The following is a 19519-nucleotide window of genomic DNA, read 5'->3' as shown; positions in this document are numbered from 1 at the left end:
CTTTGCTTCGGCGACGATTGATCGCGTCTGCAAACGTGACGATGTGCCACTGTCAAAACTGGCGATAACGTCACTAAATGAATCGGCGATTGAGCTAAAATTAGCGCCGCTTGAAATTCCTCCAACGATTCCCCCGCCTACACGATCTCTCTTCCGAAGTAATCGTTGTCGTTGTGAAAGACCGTTTCCTCACCTCGCCTGCCGTCGATGAAGGATCCCACCATGCATCGCCTCATCCGAACTCTGGTTCTTACCGTCGCCAGCCTGCTACCGCTTTTCGAAGCTTCATCCACTGAACCAAGCATCCAAGACAGCCCTGCCAACTCAGCCCCATTTGAAACTACTTGGTCTTCGCTTCAAAAATACGAGTGCCCGCAATGGTTTCGTGATGCGAAATTTGGAATCTATACACACTGGGGCCCGTACAGCGTTCCCACCTACCCCGGCAATACCGACTGGTACTCGCGGAACATGTACCTTCCAGGAAACGAGGCCCGATTATTCCATGAGAAAACATACGGATCGCTGACGCAGTTCGGCTACAAAGACTTTGTCCCGATGTTCACGGCAAAGAAGTTTGACGCCGAAGCATGGGCGGAAGTGTTCGCTCAATCGGGGGCTCGTTTCGCCGGCCCCGTGGCCGAACATGCAGACGGATTTTCGATGTGGCCGAGTGAAAGGTTTCCCTGGAACGCGGGTTCGATGGGGCCGCAACGCGACATCGTTGGCGAGTTGCAAACGGCGATCCGTGGTCGAGGGATGAAATTCATGACCTCGTTTCACCATCAATGGAAATGGGCTTGGTATCCGACGGGCCGACCGGGCTCGGATGCCGGCGATCCAAGGTACGCATCCCTTTACGGTCCGCCAACGAAGCAGGATACATTCCAGCGATCCAACGCCCATCTTTTACGAAACGAGCTACCCGCCGACGCGTTACCGCCCGAATCGTTTGCCGATGATTGGCTCGCCAAGGTCATCGAAGTCGTGGACCGATATGAGCCGGACCTGTTGTGGTTTGACAATCGGATGAATGTCATTCCCGAGACGCATCTACGCCGGATGGTGTCTCATTTCTACAACGTATCAGCCGCCTCTGATCGCGAAGTGGTACTCACCTACAAATTCCATGATCTGGAACCAGGTACCGCAGTGTTGGATTTAGAGCGTTCGCGAATGCCGGAGATCTATCCCGAGCCATGGTTATGCGATACATCGATCGCAGAGAACTCGTGGAGTTACAGCCCCACGTTGGAGTACTATTCGACCCAACGTTTGTTACACGATCTGATTGACATCGTCAGCAAGAACGGTTGCGTGCTGTTGAACGTCGCGCCGCATCCCGACGGAACCATTCCGATCGAACAACAAACACGATTACGTGAAATCGGGAGCTGGTTGAAAGTAAACGGCGAAGCGATCTACGCCACTCGCCCTTGGCGAGTTTTTGGTGAGGGCCCGACACAAACTGTCAACGGCCACTTGGCCGATCTCCGCTTCGATGGCTTTTCCGACAAAGACATTCGATTCACGACGAAAGGGAACGTGCTATACGCCAGTGTGCTCGGATGGCCTGGCGAGGGTGAAACGATCATGATCGAATCGCTCGGCAAGAATGCTCCGTCAACCGACGGCAAACCTGTGGGGACCATCACGGCGGTTACCATGCTCGGCAGCAACGAGACGTTGCAGCACGAGCAAACCGACACGCATTGGTCCGTTGTCATGCCCGCCAAACCCGTTCACGCTGAAGCCATCGTCTTTAAAATCCGATTCGCCGACTGAGCGAGTTGATCGAACCGCGGCGAACCCATCAAGATCGCGGAAGAGGTTTGTCTATCGCATTGCCGCTTGGCGAATCTGTTGCACCAAGCGTGCGTCGGGTTGCCGTAGCGTCAACACTTCTTCGCGAACGTTACCGTCCCGGTCACGGAGGATCACGATCATCTCGCTGTCGCTGGCGTCCATCGACGCAGCGTCATTGGCACTTTGGCTAGCGAACTGGTTCATTGCCGGCTCAAATGATGCAGGTGCAACGGCGTCGTTCATACTGCCCATGCCCGCGTCGGTGCTCGCAAATGACTCGCTTTCGTTTCCTTGATAAAGGCGTGACAACTGAACGCGATCGAGCTGCCAATGGATCGATCCGGGACCGGTGTAGATTCCGATGTCGGATTTATAATCGGCCGCGTTGCAGACGCCGATCAGCACTCCACGTTCGTCAAACAATCCACCGCCACTGCGTCCGTCGATCGGTGCACCCGCAATTTCAAGATTCGAGGCGTTGATGTTTTGATTGTATTTGTCGACACCGGTGATGCGTGTGTCCCGACGTGACGGAGGGTCGCCTCGGTCGCAACCGAAACTGAATGCGGTTTGGCCGACTTTCATTTTTTCGCTGGCGGTAACCACTTTGACCGGCTGCACTGGCATGCCTGGGCGGATCGCGACGAGACCGATGTCGCGGTCACCCGCATCGTAATCAACAAGCTGACCGGTCACCGTATGAGGTTCACCGCCGACAAAAAGGTCGACTTCGATTTTGTCTTTCCCGTCACCATCACGGAACAAGTGGCCACAGGTCAGCACGAGTGCCTCTTCACCGTGAACGTCAATAATCGTTCCGGTGCCTGCACCATAGCCGCGACCGTCGTAGACGCGCAATCGAACCGTTGCAGCGTGTGCCCGCTCAACCGCGTCGGCTAAGGAAACACTCGGCATCGCCTCAACGACTTTTTGCGAACGCCCCAACGAGTTAATCGCCGAGCGAGGGTCCGCGGTGGTGGCGGATGTCAGCGACTCCAATGATCGCCAACCGTTCTCTTCACGCTCACGTCGCACCGAACGGTTTGAAGAAGAACTCATTCCCCCGGTGTGCGCCGGCAGCGGTGCCAAGCGCGTTTGTGGCTCTTGAATACTGGCCGAAGGCCGTGTCGGCACTGCGATCTGGCTACCCGTCGATACGATCTGACCGGACGGGCTTTGCTGCAATGCGGCTTGTAACTGCGATCCGGTCTGAGCACCGATCAAACGAGTGACTTCGCGTCCCTCGCGGAGAATGACATAGGTTGGCGTGCTGCGAATTTTGTATCGCTGAACGAGTTGTGGTTCGGAATGAACGTCGACTTGGCGAACCGGGACTCCGCGGGCGATCAGCTCCGAGACGATCGGCTGCATGGCTCGACAAGGTGGGCAGTTCGATGAACTGAATTCGAGCAATACCGCATCCGCCATCGCGGTGCCGGCGAATCCGACAACCGCCAACAAGAGGAGCGTGGCGGACCACACGGCTGGAAAGGTAGCGCGTTGATTTGTGGGGGTATGTCGCACGTTTCGTCCCTCCTTGGACGCTTTAGAAAAGGAGTACCGCCGCCCGCATGCGAAAAAACTCGATGACACAGACCGTCGATGGTCAGCGAGAAATTTGAAGTCCATTACCGATCGCGATCCTTCACGATGGCAATGACGCGTTGACTGCGGTGAAGGGGGATCGTCGGCGATCCGGCCGTTTGATCACAACCCCAATGGACAGCGAACGAGGCGGAACTTGAATTTTTTTGAGTTTCACAGGCAAGAAAACCCAAAAAAGTTTAGAAGACCTACCGCCAGTTTGGGCGTACTTCGCCGGCACCGGCCTCTTCCGCCTTCCAGCGGGCCTCGGGAATGATGCGTCTGAAATCAGCTGCCTTGCCCCGTATCGAAGCGCTCATCAGGAGCAGACCCAAACGGACTTCTTCGCGTTTTCGCAGCGGTGCCTCGATCACGCCCGGAGCGAGCGAAGTCGCCTTGCCACGCAGAAAAACCGTGACGTTGTTAAGCCCGTCTCCGAGGTTTGCCCCCGCATCTCCTCCGACGACAATCGTGCCCGCCAATGCCCCCGCCCCGGTATCTTCGCCCACATCACCGCGAACAAAAATGCTGCCGCCACGCATCGCAGCCCCGACCCGGGGCCCCGCCGCACCGTAAACCGCGAGCGTCCCGCCCGTCATCGCGGCCCCCAAACCACAACCCGCGTTCCCTGTAATCCGAACGACGCCCCGCCGCATTCCTTCGCAAGCTCCGTCACCCACGCTGCCTTCCAAATGCAAATCGACGCCGTTGAACCACGCAAACGCGAAATCGCCGAGATCCCCCAAGGCATGCACTCGGACGAGATGAGACCAACGCATGCAGGCGGATTCCTGACCACTCAACCCGGTCAATCGAACCAACGGAAAGGCCTCCACACCAGACGACGAAGAGTCTGATTTGCTAGCAGGATCGTCCGTGGGAATCGCCTGCACCGCGGACTTCAATGCAACGTAATCGATGCCCTGAAGGTCAAACGTGTAGTCGGCCAACTCGGTTTCATTCATCACATGGACTCCGTTTCGTGAACGAGTGATCGGGCAATCGCCCGCACTACTTTCTCGAGATTCATTCCCGCTGCCTGGGAAACCGTCAAAACATCTTCGTGGGTCGTCGTCGCTGGCGAATCCGGTATCGCCATGTTGGTCACAACTCCGACGGCGAGCGTCCGCAAACCTGCCCGACTTGCCAGCACGACCTCGGGTACCGTGCTCATCCCGACCAGATCCGCGCCCCAGTTTTTCATCATCCGGCACTCCGCTCGGGTCTCGTAGTTCGGCCCCGTGACCGAGAGATAGGTCCCCCGACACAATCGAAAACCCGCCTCGCGAGCCGTCCGCTCCGCAATTTTAGTGAACGTTTCATCACAAGTGGGACGTCCGCATCGAAGCGCCCCCGCCCGTTTCCTCTCGAGTGCTTGATATTCCGGCAACTCTCGGTCCGCCCCGACCGCACCCATCTGCCCGTGTAGGAGGCTGATATGCTCATCAATCACCACCAAATCACCGACCCGATACCGCGGATTCAGTCCGCCAGCGGCACAGCTCACGATCACCGCCACCGGATTCATCGCCGCCATCACCGCCATCGGTCGCGTCAGGGCCTCGATCGAATGTCCTTCATAGGCGTGCAACCGGCCCGCCATCGTGACCACTCGGATGCCCGCGATCTGCCCCAGCAAAAACTCGCCGCGATGGCCCGCCGCAGTTGAGGCCGCTAGCCCCGGAATACTCTCGTACCGGATCACGGTCGGCGATTCGATTGAATCCGCCAGTCCCGCCAACCCGCTGCCCAACACGACCGCCAACAAGGGCAAGTTCGAATCCACGAATCCACCATCTGCCAGAGCACGAAACCGCTCCGTCGAATCGGACAAACGGAAGCCTTGAGAGTGGGCTTTCAAATTTCTCGCCGTTGAGGGCACGTTTGGAAAGGGAACTCCCCGCAAACGGGGATGGATGAATGATCGGAGGCCGAAACGATCACCTGCCAACCTAGCGAGAAAGAACCGTTCCTTAAAGTCTACTTGCGGGCAGCACGTGACCCCCAGACCGCACGTCAATTGCCGCACTGATTCATTTTGGTTCACACCGCCTGTGGCAAATGTTCGCTGCGCGGGCTCAGGGAGTCGGCGGCGGCCCACGAATTGCTGACGAAGTATCGGCGATTTGCGTGTTTTGGGGTTTCCGTTTACGCAGTCCTTTGCGATATTTTCGATTCGCGCGCACCCATCGGTGAATTGAATCTTAACCATCCACACCACGACGATCGAGGCGATTTCGCCTCCGAATCCGCCGGCTTTTTCCAGATGCACACGTTTGTCGCATCCCGGGGTTTCAGCGATCGAGCGTGTGCGTCAGCTTAGGTGAATGTAGCATGAAGTTGGAGAAAGTCAGGAACATCGGTATTAGTGCCCACATCGACTCGGGCAAAACCACATTGAGCGAACGCATCCTGTTCTATTCAGGACGGATTCACAAAATTGAAGACGTTCGTGGCGGTGGTGACGGCGCGACAATGGATCACATGGAACTGGAAAAAGAACGTGGAATCACGATCACCAGCGCCGCAACAAGCGTTCAGCACAACGGCCACCACATTAACCTGATCGACACTCCCGGCCACGTCGACTTTACCGTCGAAGTGGAGCGGTCACTGCGTGTCCTTGACGGTGCCGTGTTGGTTCTATGCAGCGTTGGCGGCGTCCAAAGCCAGTCGATCACTGTCGACCGGCAAATGAAGCGTTATCAGATTCCACGCCTCGGTTTCATCAACAAGATGGACCGCACCGGTGCCAACCCACGACGCGTCGTCGAACAACTCCGCACCAAACTCGGTGCGGACGCGTTCCTGGCACAAATCCCAATCGGCGCCGAAGAAAACTTCCGTGGCGTTGTCGACTTGATCGAAATGAAGGCCTACACGTTCGAAGGCGAGCAAGGCGAAAAAGTCGTCACGTCAGATATCCCTCAAGACCTTCAAGACGAAGCCGCCGACGCCCGCATCGCCATGCTCGATTCGCTGTCCAACTACAGCGATGAAGTCATGGAATTGCTGCTCAGCGAAGAGGAAGTCTCCAAGGACCTGATCTACAAGACCATGCGTCAAGCCGTCCTCAACGGTGCCACCCCCGTCTACTTGGGCAGTGCGTTCAAGAACAAGGGTGTTCAGCCATTGCTCGACGCGATCACCCGTTACCTGCCCAGCCCGCTGGACCGCGAAATCTACGGACGCGACCCTTCGGACGAAACCAGAAAGATCGAACTCGCTCCCGACAAAGACAAACCGTTCGTCGGCATGGCGTTCAAGATCGTCGAAGATCCGTTCGGCCAGTTGACCTTCATGCGTATCTACCAAGGTACGATCAAGAAGGGTGATGGTTACGTCAACCAACGTTCGGCCAAGAAGGAACGGTTCAGCCGAATCGTCCGCATGCACAGCGAAAAACGCGAAGAGATCGAAGAAGCCTCGGCCGGTGACATTGTCGCCGTCATGGGAATCGATTGTGCATCCGGGGACACCTACTGTTCCGAGCGTGACTACGCGACGCTTGAGTCGATGTTCGTGCCTGAGCCCGTCATCAAAATGGCCGTCACCCCACTCAACCGTGGCGATGGCGACAAGATGAGCAAGGCTCTGCAACGATTCCGTAAAGAAGACCCAACGTTCAGCGTTTACACCGATGACGAAACCAATGAGATCTTGATCTCGGGCATGGGTGAGTTGCACCTGGAAATTTACATCGAGCGGATTCGTCGTGAATACGGCGTCGAAATCGAAGTCGGTGCTCCGAAAGTGTCCTACCGCGAAAGCCCAACCAAGACCGTCAACTTCGACTACAAACACAAGAAGCAAACCGGTGGTTCGGGTCAATTCGCTCACATCAAGGGCACGCTCATGCCGATCGAATCGGACAGCGAAGACAGCTTCGAATTTGAAGAGAAGATCGTCGGTGGTCGGATTCCAAAGCAGTACATCCCTGCTGTGGAAAAAGGCTTCCGCGACAGCCTCGGCAAAGGCCCGATCGCCGATTTCCCTGTGGTGGGAACCCGTATCGAACTGCTCGATGGTAGCTATCACGAAGTCGACTCGAGCGAAAAGGCGTTCTATACCGCCGCACAAGGTTGCTTCCGTGAGTACTTCAAGCAGGCTGCACCGAAACTGCTCGAACCGATCATGAAAGTCGAAATCGAAGTTCCTGAGACCTTCCAAGGTACGGTCACCGGTGACGTCATTCGCCGCCGTGGTGTCATGCACAGCAACGATACCAACGATAACATGACCGTGATCATCGCCGAAGTACCGTTGGCAGAAACCTTCGGCTACGCGACCGACCTTCGCAGCATGACGCAGGGCCAAGGTACCTTCACGATGGAACTCGCGAAGTACAGCCAAACGCCAAGCAATATCCAAGAAGAGATCATTGCCGAACGCAAGAAAGAAGAACTCGCCGGCGCCCGCTAATCGCGAAGCGTCGATATTCTGAAAACAAGAAAGCCGGGGACAATCGTCTCCGGCTTTTTTGATGCGCGTTCACAAACAGAACCACCGCATTTCCAACAAAACGCGAGACAGACCGGGTCGAGCGTGTCACCAAGGCTGGTGCAAAAGGGCAAATGGAAAAACACCCCAAACGCTAAACCTGATTGCACCTGTCCCCGATCCCAGTACTGCACCGCAGCAAGCCAATTCGGCCATTCGTGCCAGGAGCCAAAACTCCGTCAATGACATCGCGGCACAGGGGGACGGACGGAAACTTCACAAAGTCGAGGACGTCGAAAAACCAGCTGAAACCGCATCTTTCGACGCCGACAATTGCCTTCATTCCTCTAAGAAATACCCAGGGCGGGACTCGAACCCGCAAGGCCGTATCCGGCCGGGGGATTTTAAATCCCCTGTGTCTGCCAATTCCACCACCTGGGCGTTGGTTTTTTTGAACTTCTCTCCAATTGGGCACCAAATAGGGCACCAAGGCTGCGAGCGAAAATTTGAGAAAGATGATCATAATCCTGGGATACCCGCCTAGAAAGCCCAAAATTGGGTCCCTCCTCATTGAAGCGATGTTCAGCATCCATTTCTTGTGACGGTGAGTGCCACTAAGTAGATGGCGACACCCACGCAGACCGTTCTAGGGAGCTTTCAGGATGAATCAAAGTATTGGAGTCAATGGTCGGCCGTTTGTTGCAATCGTAAAGATTGCAGAGAGCCGTAGTCACTTTTTCGGCAGCCAGGCCGCGATCGCCCGATGGCGTCAACGCATCGGCGGCAAATTTAATCTAGCGGTAAACTGTGCCAGCGAAACGCATCGTCGTTTCTACCTCAACTTGAGGTTGAAAACGGCTGGTTGCGAGTTCGCTCCGTCGAGGTCTCGCCATCCTGCCACGCATGGCCCCGCCTCGGATGCGTCACGTGACGTCGCGGTCGAATTTGGGTCGGCGACCGTTTGGAGCGAACACCAATTCGTCAGGTCGTCTCCCCAGGAAAAGATTGAAATCGCACTTCGGTTACAGACTGCCGGAAACTCAAATTCCATTGAACAGGAACGGTTAGTTCGGTGCAGAATGGATATTCGATTCACAATGCCCACCGGCCTGTCGGAAACAGAGGAGGTGATCCAGTGAAGCGAAAAACGAATGGCGCAGATGCACTTAAGTTTCACTTTCCGCCAACCGCGATGCCCAAACGGATTGCCGCTTACTACTGCGGATTATCAGTGCGGAGTTTCGAGCGTCTCGTCGCTACTGGCAGGATTAGGCCGAGGCGGGTAGCTGCCCGCACCATCGTCTACCTTCGCTGGGAGTTGGACGAGTACCTGGCTGGCCTGCCCGCCGGCGGTGGCGAAACGCCAACTGCCTGAGCGAGAGCCCCAGTTCGGAAACGGGCGAACCACGTTCGGAATCCAGACAAGAGCTAAGACGGCCACGTGAGAGCCAAGACGGCTCGCCCAATTAATCAGGCATCGCGCACCCTGCTGAGTAGGGCACGACTGAACTGAATGGGTAAGTGCCATGAGAGGCGAGAGCAGATTCGACTCGCCCGCAATAGGGAACGCCCAACAGTCAGGTCACAGACAAACGTCCGACGTCGGCGAGCGGGCCGCAGGGAAGCCCCTGAGAAGAGCAAGAGTTAGAAGGAGACCTGGGAGGGGGTAATAACCTACCAGCACATTTAAAAAGGCTCCGGAGACGAACGGTCTCGAAAGCCTTTGAATTGATTTGTTGGGTGGAACCAACAACCAATGACGCACGCGATTTATATCGTGCTTGGGAGTCTAGTTCCACCCTCAGTACATATAGCTGAGGCAGTACATATAGCTGAGGACAGAGAACGTGAAGACGAAAGACATCACCGAGGCCACCGACCGCCATTACCCGACACATGCTTGCTTGGTCGATTGGGTGGAGAGGGAGTGCCCAAGCAAAAAGCAGTGGGCCAAGCAGGAGCTGGCGCTGCTCTACCGGCGCGCTGAATACACGGGTGAATTCACCATCAACCTGAAACGGTTCAAGCATGGATTCAGCAGGGGCTACTACGAGATGTGGCATGTGCTCAATAAGTGCCCCTACATCCAGCAGACGAGCGTGGGCCGGAAAGGTTGCTCCGCTGGTCAATACAAGTTCAAGAATCTCCCAGGTGCTCAAAAAAGGGAACCAGATAATGGGAGGGAGAGAGAGTGGAAGGGGTGGTTTGTGTGGGGGGAGAAGTCTAACAAACAAATGTGGAGTAGTGATAAGTCTGAACGAAATGATGAAAATGGAAAATTGAAGGATGCGAAATGGGAGAAGTATGGACGAAACGGAAAACATTCTGACGATATCCGCGTTGAAGGTCAGCACATGAAGACAATCGTCGCCACAGGAGAGTTTCGAACGAAGCGAGCGATAAAGTGGCAGGCGTTTTGTGACAAGGAAGGCTACCAAAACAAGGTTGATTACCTCGCATGTCGAGAGGAGACGCAATACCTGTTCGACGTGTTCGAGCGCATTCGATTCCCTGATGACCCCTCGTTCCTGCAATTCCTCTCGGGTGAAATGCGGAAGACCAAGGAGGGCAAGGACAAGATGAGCGTACGCGAAGCGTGCGCTAAATACTGGGAGAGAGCGACCAGTGGGAAGATGATACGAAAGTGCGTCTACACCGATGGCCGGATTTACCACACGTTGTCGGGATGCCCAAAGCAGTTGCGGTGGCTGATGCAAATTGACGGTTGCCCGGTATTAGAAGCCGATTTGAACGTCTCCTACTTCGCTTACCTCGCTTCATTGGTCCGAGAACATGCCGACCGTAAGAAGTCTATCGAGGCTGTGACGTCGGGTGAGTTTCGCGAGCGATTGCAGGACATGGCTGGCACGGACTTCACCGAAAACGAGCTGAAGAACGAGATCATGCGGATGCTGTTCCGTCGGTGGCGTGACCCTGAGGAAGTGTACCCACTGGACGAAGCCTTCCGTCGTGAGTTTCCAGGCATGTGGCGTGCATCCACCAACGAATTCAACCGGGTCGGATGTCGTGGGCTCAGCCGGATGTTGACTCAGGGCGAGGGTGCTGTGATGTCGGAGGCGCATCGTCTGCTCCGTGTCGACGGGACGCCGTACATCCCGAATCAGGATGGAATCATCTCGAAGAATATCGACATCGAGAAGACGGTAAAGGCGATCGAGACGGCAGGGCTGTCGATATTCGGGTTCACTCCGCGAGTCGAGACGAAGCCGGAGTAACCACCACCGAGCGATCACCGGCCTGGGCAGCGATATCCCGCCATACGACTGCACCTACCGCGCCACCAGGGTGTTGCGACAAGCATTGAATACGCGGCAAATCTTAAGCGAAGCTACTAGGACTGCGTTTCGACACCGGGCTAATGTCGACGTCACGGGATTGCGACGCGATCCGTGATGACCATTGAATCGGTCCTTTGAAGATGTAGGCTCCAAAGCCTTGAGACATGGCGGCTGACCCTTGAGCGGCCGCCACTACGTTCCCCCGAGATTGCGCGAGGAATGGTTTCCTTCATTGACTATCAATCCGTAACTAGGAGATGAATCAGATGTCCGAACTGCGACTGGTTCCACTGGAGCTTCTGCACGACCACCCCCACAACCCCCGATTTGCATACGACGAGGAGACGATCAATGGGATGGTCACCGCGATGGAAGGCGGGGAGTTCCCGAAGGACATGGCGGTCACGTGCATGCCGAGCCCCGACGGAAACGGGTTTCAGATCATCTCCGGTCACACCCGGAAACGGGCGGCGGAAAAGGCCGGTGTCAAAATGGTGTGGTGCTTCGTCGATGAGGCGATCACTGAAACCGAGGCCCTGCTGTCGCTGGTTCTTTACAACCTCCAAAAGGGGCTTGATCCGGTCGAGATCGGGATCAACTGCTATCTGGTCTGTGATCTCGCGGCTGGAGGGCACGGCCTCACCGGAGGCGTTTCCGAGTACGCCCGCAGGCTTGGCAAGTCGAAGGCGACCGTCTCACGGCTGAGGTCTGCGGGGATGGTGGTGCAAAGAACCGTTTCAAAATGGAACAGTTCTTGTGCACCCACTTCGTTCAAAGGGATGTCGGTGCAGCTGTATGAAATCAGCAAAATGCCCGAAAATTGCTGGTCAAAGTGCTGTGACTGGCTGGTGAACCTCAGCGAGGACTCTCGTAAGCAGGGCGTGGGAACGGTCGCCGACGTCTCCGAACGGGTGGCGATGGCCATGTCGATGCGAGTTCCGAAGGAGCACAAGGGCACTGCGTTGGAGACCAAGGCTCGGCTTCAGATGTTCCTCACGAAGAAGTCTCAGCTGAACGACGAGTGGAACAAGGTGGCGTCGAGTTCGGCCAAGCCTCTAGTCGCTGTGAAGCCGAAGGCCGAGAAAGGGGTTGTCGCCGAGCGACGACAAGGGGAGGGGTTCACCTCGATCGACACGACGATGTCGAAGCCGGTCAAGGCGTCACAGCCGAAGGCAGATGCCCCCGACCCGTCTCCGGTCCCGACGCGGCTCGAAGACACGTGGAAACTCCAGGAGCCCGAGACCGAAGTTCCCGAAAAGCACGAAGAGACAAATGAGGTTGAGGTCGCTGAAGTTGCTCAGCCCGTCACCAAGGCTGCGAACCCGTTAGCCGACGACGAATTCTTCGGGGTGGAGCCTCTCACGATGGAGGACGTCAAGCAGTTCGCCCGGCGTCTGGCGTTGAGCGGTGATGCGATCCAGGTGGCGGCGCTCGATGCCGTGATGGGGTCGGAGGACATGCCTGAGAATGCCTTGAAGGCCAAGCATGTCGAGCCGGTCGCTAAGTTGATCAACGGCGCGACCGACAAGGTCCGAACCAAGATCGTCGAGCCATGCATTCCCCACCTCAACGATCCGTCCAAGATCCGGATTCTCAAAGAGATCACCAACATTCCGGATGAGCGAGTGCTCTCCGAAGTCCGGCGAATAGCCAAGAAGCACCTTGGTGAAGCCAACATCAATTTGGTTGATAAGCCGTCGTCGGCCAAAGAGGTCATGGCCTATGCGAGGGAATGCAGGGACAGCGGCAAGAGGGTCGACGCGATCAAGTACGCCGAGATGTTCTGGGATCACTTCGAGAGCAAGGGTTGGCAGATCGAAAAGGGCAAGCCAGTGGTGAACTGGAAAGCGAGGTTCCTGATTTATTGCCGCATGCTCGGCGGCAACGGCACCCTTGAGAGGCGAGTCGATGTGGTGACGGCCAAGACGATCGACACGATCGGCGAGCGGAGGAAGCAGATCATTGAGGAAAACAAGCGAATAGAGGAATCAGAACGCGCTGCTAAGTCAGCACAGAAGACCCTAGAGGGATTCTAACGCCTCGTTCTCGTGCACTCACGGACTGGAGGCGGCAAGAGCAGCCGACGAACGAGGAGCAATACCAGTGCCGCTAGAGGCGCCTAGAAGGCGCTGTAGAGCAAGCGATCACTGTTCGAGAAAGCACGAGGGAGTCGAGCACAAACGCTTCGAAAACTCACCGAGACTAACCCACACAACAATCGCCATTTGCGATTTACCTGGATCACGCGAGTGAAGTCGCCACGCACTCGCTCGAACTTGGCCACCGGGAGAGAACGACGCCTCGTAAGCTACCGTACGAGCATCGCCTTCGAGCAACCGCGCAGAGCCGCAAACGTCCAAATACATCTGGCAATTGGACATTTTACCCGCCTAGTTTTTGAAGTAACGGGCCCTTGCCTAATTGAGTGAGGAACGCTCCCGACAGCTTGGCAAGTCGATCGGAGAGACCCAATCACTCGGATCGCGTTTTCAATACCTTCTTTTCGATATCGTGACTGCAAGAGCGGCCGCGACAGACGACTTGCGAGGTTGTGAGCCCAGACGTTGGCTCACGGTTCGGGTGTCATCCAGCAGTGGAAATCCATTTTCCATTTACTGACTGAACCCAAACATGAAAACGAAAGAGCTATCTGCACGTGCAAGCCTTTCGCTTGGTGCGGGTGATGCCTTTCAACGATGCATCACCCTGATTGATCTGAAAGCTCAACATTACTCACTACCCATAGTCACATTCAACGAAGACCATTCGATGCCAAATCGTCCATCACCTTCTTTCGTCGCCATTCCCGCCACCGCGGATGTCCCGAACACGGCCAAAGGCGACAACTTAAAAATATTGCTTCAGTACCTTTCAAATCGCATGGTAATGAATGGGGAGAATCCCAGAGACTACTTCATCTCGGTATCAAGTCAAAAGTTAGAAAAGCTTTGCGGCAGTCGGTATAAGCTTGTGATCGATCAAGCGGTGTCTGACGGTTTAGTAGAGCGAAACAGTACCTATAGCACAGGCAGGGTAAACAGGCCGCCATTTACCAAGTCGTACAGACTGGCAAAAGATCACCGACATGGTCGAAGTAAGATTGTTCCCATCGTTGGAGCCCACGCACGTCGCCGGATGGCGACCGCATATGAGCCAGATCCCAAGAATCTGAAAGAATCGGGGATGCACCTAGTCGGTCATTCCAAGAGTTTCAATTTGAATGATGCTGCACTCGATAGCAGCACAATCGGCAAGCACGAGAATCGGTGCGCGGTAGCGAGGTACGCCAACCAACAAGAGTTCGCCAAACGCTGTAAAAATGGCCGGCACCACTCGCTGAACACACAATTACCGGCGAGAGAAAGAAGACACCTTTCGGTAACACGACCAAACGGATGCAAGACAGGCGTGGCCTTGGTCGACGTATCATCCTGTCAACCACTACTTCTTGCAGCACTGGTGGCGCACAACCAACGAACAGGGACACCAGAGGTACCATTATATGTTCCCCGCTTTTGTGACCTGACCGGTGGTTGGATGAATGAAGTTTCACCTTCAATCCGAGATTGGATTTCACTCTGCGAGAGCGGACAACTCTACTTGGAGCTTAGGAAGATAACTCTGTCGATGGAGGGTCCCTTGACAGTACCGATTGAGCTGACCAACGGCCGGTGGATCAACATCGACTTGAGAAAGAAGTCAGCGCGTACCTTCAAACGTGCGGTGCTGGTTCCCATTTTCGATCGAATTGATGCAATGCTGCAAAATCCGATCTTTCATGCCATCAAAGAGCTCTGTCCACCGATCGCGGACTACGTCCTCGCCGCCAAGTCGCAACATGGTTATAAGGCCGTTGCCAACTACTGCCAGCGGCTAGAGTCGACACTCATGGTTGACAACGTTATTGGCCATTTCATGCGTGAACACAAACAGGAGCCGGTCCAAACCATCCATGACGCCTTGATGGTTTCGGAGGAATTCGAGGACGAGGCGAAAAACGTCATTCGTCACGAATTTGAATCGATCGGTTTGAAGCCAAAAATCAAAAGTGAATTCCCTGGGCGTTCATGTTCCAACCAGCCGGACCGGCCATGAAGTCAAAATCTTCAGTTGCGGGTTGCCGGAATCACGTTCAACAGATTGGGGACCGTGGCGACGGCCGCGAACTTGAATCGCGAACTTGAATACTGGGATCGCGACTGTAGGTTCACCCGTGAACCGTCTTTCGGGGTCAGCGAGTTCTGTTATTTGCCGATCCGCCGTCACTATTTTTGGTTAAATTTAAGGAGAGAGAGAGATGTCGAAATCAACGAAGGAAGCACCGCAGAAAACCGCCGATCACGATGAATTATACAATTACGTTTTTGGCGCCCCTCGATCTAACCGGCTCAGGGCATTCGCGGAGATCACGGCACAGATAGCCAATGAGGACTACTGGAGGCTCCTAGCGAAAGTGTACATCGACTCTGAAAACACTGGGCAAATGTTGGAGCTGTACAAGATTTACTTTGCCTCCAAACGACCGGGGCGAGAGCACATGATGAACACTGACGAGCGTAGCTTTCTAGCAAAACTCCCGAGTGTGATTCCGGTTTACCGTGGCCATACGCATCGCAAAAATCAGGGGCTCAGTTGGACCCTGGATCGCAACATAGCCGAGTGGTTCGCACGCCGCTTCGGCGGTGATCCGGTTCTATTGATCGGTAATGTCAATAAGGAGGATGTCATCGCATATTTTGCCGAGCGGAACGAGCAGGAAATTGTTGTCGCCCCAGAGCATGTGACCATTTCACAACGGTTGAAACTCGCACCAACTAGTGAGAGTGTGTGCTGATGAAAGAGACTGCACCGTCCGCTGGAATCGGTTCTCACCGGTAGCGGTGGTGAGTCGTGAAAGACGTGGGAGTGTCTGGGCGGACGCCTGCTCCCGCGTGAGGTGTTGGGAGATCAGGTTCGATGCGGTCATAGCTGCCCGAACGCAGGAGCGATCGTTGCGGATGACCGCGATTAACGCCGGATGCCTTCACTTGATCACCCACGCCCAGAGTTCACGGCCACTCAACACCGAACCTCTCCGCAGCAGACGGATATAGGGGTTACAGGGGGGAGGCCGATCGCGTAGTGATCTTACCTATATAGAACCTGCGCATTGGGGCGTGTGGTTAGTCCGACGTGGGTACTCGTTGAGACCGGAGATCAGCATCAATAATTCAGATGCGTCTGAGGCGCAAAATCGGACTGAAGAAATTTATCTCGGTCACGCGAGAGCCACTGGCGTTCTCCCAATTACGACATGTTGGATTGTCTCGCTAAGATCGCAAAAGGGGATGGCGTATCCAGAACGCACGTGCCACCGAACGCCTTGGAGCCGAAGGCGACATCGTTGACTTCGTCGAGAAAAACGTCGTGGGCACATTGAAGCTGATTGAAGCCGCTCGCTCTGCTGGAGCCGGTCGTTTCATCGCGTTCTCAACGTGCGCCGTCCACGATCAAATTCTCGCTGAGCGACCACTCGATGAAACTCATCCGCTCTGGGCCAAGAGCCACTACGGCGCCCACAAAGCAGCCATCGAAAAGTTTGTTCATAGTTACGGACTCGGACAGGGCTACCAAATCTGTGCGTTACGACCGACGGGCGTCTACGGTGCTTCCCGACCACCTGAACAAAGCAAGTGGTACGATCTCGTGTCAGCAGTCGTCCGTGGGGAGAACGTCGAGTGCTCGCGTGGTGGTAAAGAGGTCCACGCGGCCGATGTGGCGAAGGCTGTCGGGATCTTGTTGATCGCAGACGGGATCACCGGCCAAGCATTCAATTGCTATGACCGATATGTCTCCGAAGTCGAAGTCGCAAAGATCGCCCAAGCCCTCACCGGAAGCAACAGCCAGATCACCGGCGAGCCGAAACAGCCGAAGCATCAGATTGTCACCGACAAGATCCGAATGCTCGGTATGGAGTTCGGTGGGCACAAATTGCTGACGCAAACGACTACAGAACTGATCGACCACACTCGGCAATCGGGCGGTTAAGCCTGTTCCGTGTTTGTCTGACGCGATTGCTGGTGATGGTACTCATTCGTCAGCGTTTCACTCGTGCGAGTACCCAGGGCCTTCTCGATGAATGCGCTCGCTTCGCGGCACTCACCACCCGAGAAGCCCTTCGTTTCAACTTGTGTCTCACCTGTAGGAGCCACAAGGACTTCGATGATCTTGGTCACAAGGCACCTCCCACGCGGATGGTGAGTTTGATCGATCCATTGTCGAGCTTCTGCTCGGTGACCGAATGACCATTCTTGCGAGCTTCGATCGTAGCCCGCTCGACCGCATAGGCCTGCAGGAACTGATCGAGCCGAGCCCGATCACCCCAGTGGCCTTCCGAACCCATTTTGCTGACTTCACGGATCACTACGTGATGATCGGTGGGCCGGATTGCTCGATCGCCATGGAGAGCGTCGGGATTCAATTTCGGTCCACCAAAGACCTCGATATTGTCCTGTGTGTTGAAACCCTGGATGTCCCGTTTACGGAAGCGTTTTGGCAGTTCGTGCGAGACGGGGGATACGAAATACACGAAAAGGCGACGGGCGAAAAACAGTTCTACCGTTTTAAGAAACCGAAAGCCGATGACTTCCCTTTCATGCTGGAATTGCTCTGCCGATCACCGGAGTTGCTGGAGCCGATTGGTGAGAGCCATCTGACGCCCATTCCCATGGACGATTCCGTCAGCAGCCTGTCCGCGATTTTACTGGACGAGACCTACTACGGATTCCTGATCAGCGGCAAGCAATTACTGGATTGGGTGTCAATCGTCGGACCGGGGTATTTGATTCCACTGAAGGCCCGAGCCTGGCTGGATTTGACTGATCGCAAAACGTCGGGCGAAAGCGTTGACTCTCGGGACATCAAAAAACACAAGCTCGATGTGTTTCGCTTGCTCACGATTGTGGACCCCGGATTCAACAGCGTGATCCCCGATTCCGTTGGCACCGACTTGGCCCAATTTTTGGATCGCATGTCCGATGAAGCCATCGATATGAAGGCGGTTGGCCTGGGCCAGCGCAAGAAGGAAGACGCCGTGAATGAGTTACGGAGGATCTACCAACTTGTCTCATTCATCGAATGACACCGAGGCACCCGTGATCGTTTCGATCGCGGACGCGCTAATCAAGTCCGTTCGCGGCGCCGCGGTTTACAACGCTAATGTCGAAGTGGCTCCAGCTTGCATCTTGTGGCCTGACCGGACCAACCGTATCAATGATGCCATTCGTGACGGGATCAGTGATGCGACGGTGGGCGATAGCTTGCTGGTGTACTTGCTTCGGGTCATTCCTCTCTGCATCCCTTTGGTGCTGGGCAACTTATAACTAACTCAAGCCGTCGTCATCAAGAAAGTCAGTACCGTGTTGCGACAATTCTCCTTCGGCTACCCATCCTGGTGGGGGAAGCGGCACTCGATCCACTCTGGCCATGTCTGTGTAGAGATAATCGGTCGGTTTTTCGAACTCAGCGAATGAGTGGAACAAGCCGTTGGGAGCAGTCGCCGCTAAAGCGACTTCCAGCCATCGTGCGTACTCGGGGTCTGGTCCCCAACCAGCACAAGCAATCTCACGCCGTTCCCGCACAAATCTTATCGCCAACTCCGTGGGAGTGCTAAAAGCGGCATCATTCCACCCAAATGGGAACTGGCCACTAGCAGACGAGTAAACGTGTTGGCCGCTCTTAATTCCGAACCAATGCTCCATCTGCGAGTTCGGTTCATCGTACATTCCGCCGTGTGAACGCAGTGTCCAGTAAGCCGGAACGATGGGACATCGCCATGCCAAGGGGTATTCGTAAGCTGGTGCTCGAAGCCTTTGGAAACCTAGCTGATGCAGTTCTCTTACCATCAGGAGGATTCGGCGGTAGGGCGACAAGCACATCTCGGATGCCGCAGCCAGAAGCCCTAGATCTCGTCGGCGTGATTCTAAGTTTCCAGACTCACTGATTAGGCTCTCTGCATCTTGAAAATCCAACCATGCAGCCCGATTGCCTTGGTGGGGGACCGGCTGGCCTTCATTTTTCATCATGCCCGCAAGGTAGAAGCCATTGCTGTTGGACGTAGACCAGACAATCGGAATGGGAAACACGCCTACTACACTTTGCCCAACTTGATCACGAAGGCAACGTTCGACGGTTTGGCTGGGGCGTTCGTCGATCTTGACTTTAACTTTGTTGAAGGTCGCAGTCACGCCGTAAGGATGCCCGTTGGGTTCCGTGACGAGGTATTGCCCCAACGTGTTGGTTACCACAAACCCCAGATGCGTTACGCCATTTGGCACCACGGAGTTGATGGCATCGTGTAGTTCTTCCGGTATCATGCAGACACGCCTTTCAGTTTAATAATTGCGTCTTGA

At 55.3% G+C, this 19519-nt stretch carries 17 protein-coding genes and 1 tRNA gene; 11 read left to right on the top strand and 7 right to left on the bottom strand.

Annotated elements, in window-relative coordinates:
• Nucleotides 1-222 precede the first annotated feature (222 nt).
• On the top strand, nucleotides 223-1785 hold the full coding sequence (locus NB063_RS10805; RefSeq protein ID WP_250928745.1) for an alpha-L-fucosidase: 1563 nt from the start codon (nucleotides 223-225) through the stop codon (nucleotides 1783-1785).
• A gap of 51 nt (nucleotides 1786-1836) precedes the next feature.
• On the opposite strand, the gene NB063_RS10800 is transcribed toward NB063_RS10805, so the two are convergent.
• From NB063_RS10800 to NB063_RS10790, 3 genes are all read right to left on the bottom strand, one after another.
• On the bottom strand, nucleotides 1837-3234 hold the full coding sequence (locus NB063_RS10800) for a trypsin-like peptidase domain-containing protein (protein ID WP_261367321.1): 1398 nt from the start codon (nucleotides 3232-3234) through the stop codon (nucleotides 1837-1839).
• 365 nt (nucleotides 3235-3599) lie between these two features.
• Nucleotides 3600-4355 (bottom strand): tributyrin esterase, encoded by a 756-nt coding sequence (locus NB063_RS10795; RefSeq protein WP_250928743.1) that lies wholly within the window; start codon nucleotides 4353-4355, stop codon nucleotides 3600-3602.
• On the bottom strand, nucleotides 4355-5251 hold the full coding sequence (locus NB063_RS10790) for a purine-nucleoside phosphorylase (protein ID WP_250928742.1): 897 nt from the start codon (nucleotides 5249-5251) through the stop codon (nucleotides 4355-4357). The genes NB063_RS10795 and NB063_RS10790 overlap by 1 nt, the downstream gene beginning before the upstream one ends.
• Nucleotides 5252-5724: 473 nt before the next feature.
• Here NB063_RS10790 and fusA point away from each other — a divergent pair, with 473 nt between their 5' ends.
• Entirely contained in the window at nucleotides 5725-7812 is a 2088-nt protein-coding gene (gene fusA, locus NB063_RS10785; protein ID WP_250928741.1) for an elongation factor G, read from the top strand.
• A 373-nt stretch (nucleotides 7813-8185) separates the two neighbouring features.
• Here fusA and NB063_RS10780 read toward each other — a convergent pair.
• Nucleotides 8186-8271, bottom strand: a tRNA-Leu gene (locus NB063_RS10780).
• Between the two features lie 221 nt (nucleotides 8272-8492).
• Here NB063_RS10780 and NB063_RS10775 point away from each other — a divergent pair.
• The 7 genes from NB063_RS10775 to NB063_RS10745 all read left to right on the top strand — a co-directional run bounded on the left by NB063_RS10775 (nucleotide 8493) and on the right by NB063_RS10745 (nucleotide 17156).
• Nucleotides 8493-8969 carry a hypothetical protein gene (locus NB063_RS10775; RefSeq protein ID WP_250928740.1) on the top strand — a complete coding sequence of 159 codons (477 nt, stop codon included), beginning with the start codon at nucleotides 8493-8495 and terminating at the stop codon, nucleotides 8967-8969.
• Nucleotides 8966-9205, top strand: a complete 240-nt coding sequence (locus NB063_RS10770) for a helix-turn-helix transcriptional regulator (protein ID WP_250928739.1) — start codon at nucleotides 8966-8968, stop codon at nucleotides 9203-9205. The genes NB063_RS10775 and NB063_RS10770 overlap by 4 nt, the downstream gene beginning before the upstream one ends.
• Nucleotides 9206-9677: 472 nt before the next feature.
• Entirely contained in the window at nucleotides 9678-11066 is a 1389-nt protein-coding gene (locus NB063_RS10765) for a hypothetical protein (protein ID WP_250928738.1), read from the top strand.
• Between the two features lie 419 nt (nucleotides 11067-11485).
• On the top strand, nucleotides 11486-13165 hold the full coding sequence (locus tag NB063_RS10760; protein ID WP_456061990.1) for a hypothetical protein: 1680 nt from the start codon (nucleotides 11486-11488) through the stop codon (nucleotides 13163-13165).
• Nucleotides 13166-13760: 595 nt separating this feature from the next.
• Nucleotides 13761-15224, top strand: coding sequence for a hypothetical protein (locus tag NB063_RS10755; RefSeq protein WP_250928736.1), 1464 nt, complete (start codon nucleotides 13761-13763; stop codon nucleotides 15222-15224).
• A 202-nt stretch (nucleotides 15225-15426) separates the two neighbouring features.
• Nucleotides 15427-15963 carry a hypothetical protein gene (locus NB063_RS10750; RefSeq protein ID WP_250928735.1) on the top strand — a complete coding sequence of 179 codons (537 nt, stop codon included), beginning with the start codon at nucleotides 15427-15429 and terminating at the stop codon, nucleotides 15961-15963.
• Nucleotides 15964-16463: 500 nt separating this feature from the next.
• Nucleotides 16464-17156 carry an NAD-dependent epimerase/dehydratase family protein gene (locus tag NB063_RS10745; RefSeq protein WP_322975123.1) on the top strand — a complete coding sequence of 231 codons (693 nt, stop codon included), beginning with the start codon at nucleotides 16464-16466 and terminating at the stop codon, nucleotides 17154-17156.
• On the opposite strand, the gene NB063_RS10740 is transcribed toward NB063_RS10745, so the two are convergent.
• The gene (locus NB063_RS10740; protein ID WP_250928733.1) at nucleotides 17153-17344 is read right to left on the bottom strand and encodes a DUF2997 domain-containing protein; all 192 of its coding nucleotides are present in this window, start codon (nucleotides 17342-17344) and stop codon (nucleotides 17153-17155) included. The genes NB063_RS10745 and NB063_RS10740 overlap by 4 nt on opposite strands.
• Nucleotides 17341-17511 (bottom strand): hypothetical protein, encoded by a 171-nt coding sequence (locus tag NB063_RS10735; protein WP_250928732.1) that lies wholly within the window; start codon nucleotides 17509-17511, stop codon nucleotides 17341-17343. The genes NB063_RS10740 and NB063_RS10735 overlap by 4 nt, the downstream gene beginning before the upstream one ends.
• Between NB063_RS10735 and NB063_RS10730 the strand changes: the two genes are divergently transcribed.
• Both NB063_RS10730 and NB063_RS10725 read left to right on the top strand, forming a co-directional pair.
• Nucleotides 17494-18249, top strand: coding sequence for a hypothetical protein (locus NB063_RS10730; RefSeq protein ID WP_250928731.1), 756 nt, complete (start codon nucleotides 17494-17496; stop codon nucleotides 18247-18249). The two genes, NB063_RS10735 and NB063_RS10730, sit on opposite strands and share 18 nt — an antisense overlap.
• Nucleotides 18230-18490: a hypothetical protein gene (locus tag NB063_RS10725; RefSeq protein ID WP_250928730.1), complete on the top strand. Its 261-nt coding sequence runs from the start codon at nucleotides 18230-18232 to the stop codon at nucleotides 18488-18490. Before NB063_RS10730 ends, NB063_RS10725 begins: the two co-directional genes overlap by 20 nt.
• Here NB063_RS10725 and NB063_RS10720 read toward each other — a convergent pair whose 3' ends face one another.
• On the bottom strand, nucleotides 18491-19483 hold the full coding sequence (locus NB063_RS10720; protein WP_250928729.1) for a hypothetical protein: 993 nt from the start codon (nucleotides 19481-19483) through the stop codon (nucleotides 18491-18493).
• Nucleotides 19484-19519 lie beyond the last annotated feature (36 nt).

It is taken from the genome of Aporhodopirellula aestuarii (assembly GCF_023701485.1).
In the GTDB taxonomy this organism is placed as follows: Bacteria; Planctomycetota; Planctomycetia; order Pirellulales; family Pirellulaceae; genus Rhodopirellula; species Rhodopirellula aestuarii.
Note: the sequence above shows the minus strand (reverse complement) of the source record. Positions and strands in the feature narration are given on the sequence as shown.

Excerpts from the sequence above, each read along its gene's own strand:
- NB063_RS10805 (WP_250928745.1), top strand. The coding sequence starts at position 223 with ATGCATCGCCTCATCCGAACTCTGGTTCTTACCGTCGCCAGCCTGCTA.
- NB063_RS10800 (WP_261367321.1), bottom strand. The coding sequence starts at position 3,234 with ATGGCGGATGCGGTATTGCTCGAATTCAGTTCATCGAACTGCCCACCT.
- NB063_RS10795 (WP_250928743.1), bottom strand. The coding sequence starts at position 4,355 with ATGAATGAAACCGAGTTGGCCGACTACACGTTTGACCTTCAGGGCATC.
- fusA (WP_250928741.1), top strand. The coding sequence starts at position 5,725 with ATGAAGTTGGAGAAAGTCAGGAACATCGGTATTAGTGCCCACATCGAC.
- NB063_RS10775 (WP_250928740.1), top strand. The coding sequence starts at position 8,493 with ATGAATCAAAGTATTGGAGTCAATGGTCGGCCGTTTGTTGCAATCGTA.
- NB063_RS10760 (WP_456061990.1), top strand. The coding sequence starts at position 11,486 with ATGGTCACCGCGATGGAAGGCGGGGAGTTCCCGAAGGACATGGCGGTC.
- NB063_RS10755 (WP_250928736.1), top strand. The coding sequence starts at position 13,761 with ATGAAAACGAAAGAGCTATCTGCACGTGCAAGCCTTTCGCTTGGTGCG.
- NB063_RS10750 (WP_250928735.1), top strand. The coding sequence starts at position 15,427 with ATGTCGAAATCAACGAAGGAAGCACCGCAGAAAACCGCCGATCACGAT.
- NB063_RS10735 (WP_250928732.1), bottom strand. The coding sequence starts at position 17,511 with ATGGGTTCGGAAGGCCACTGGGGTGATCGGGCTCGGCTCGATCAGTTC.
- NB063_RS10720 (WP_250928729.1), bottom strand. The coding sequence starts at position 19,483 with ATGATACCGGAAGAACTACACGATGCCATCAACTCCGTGGTGCCAAAT.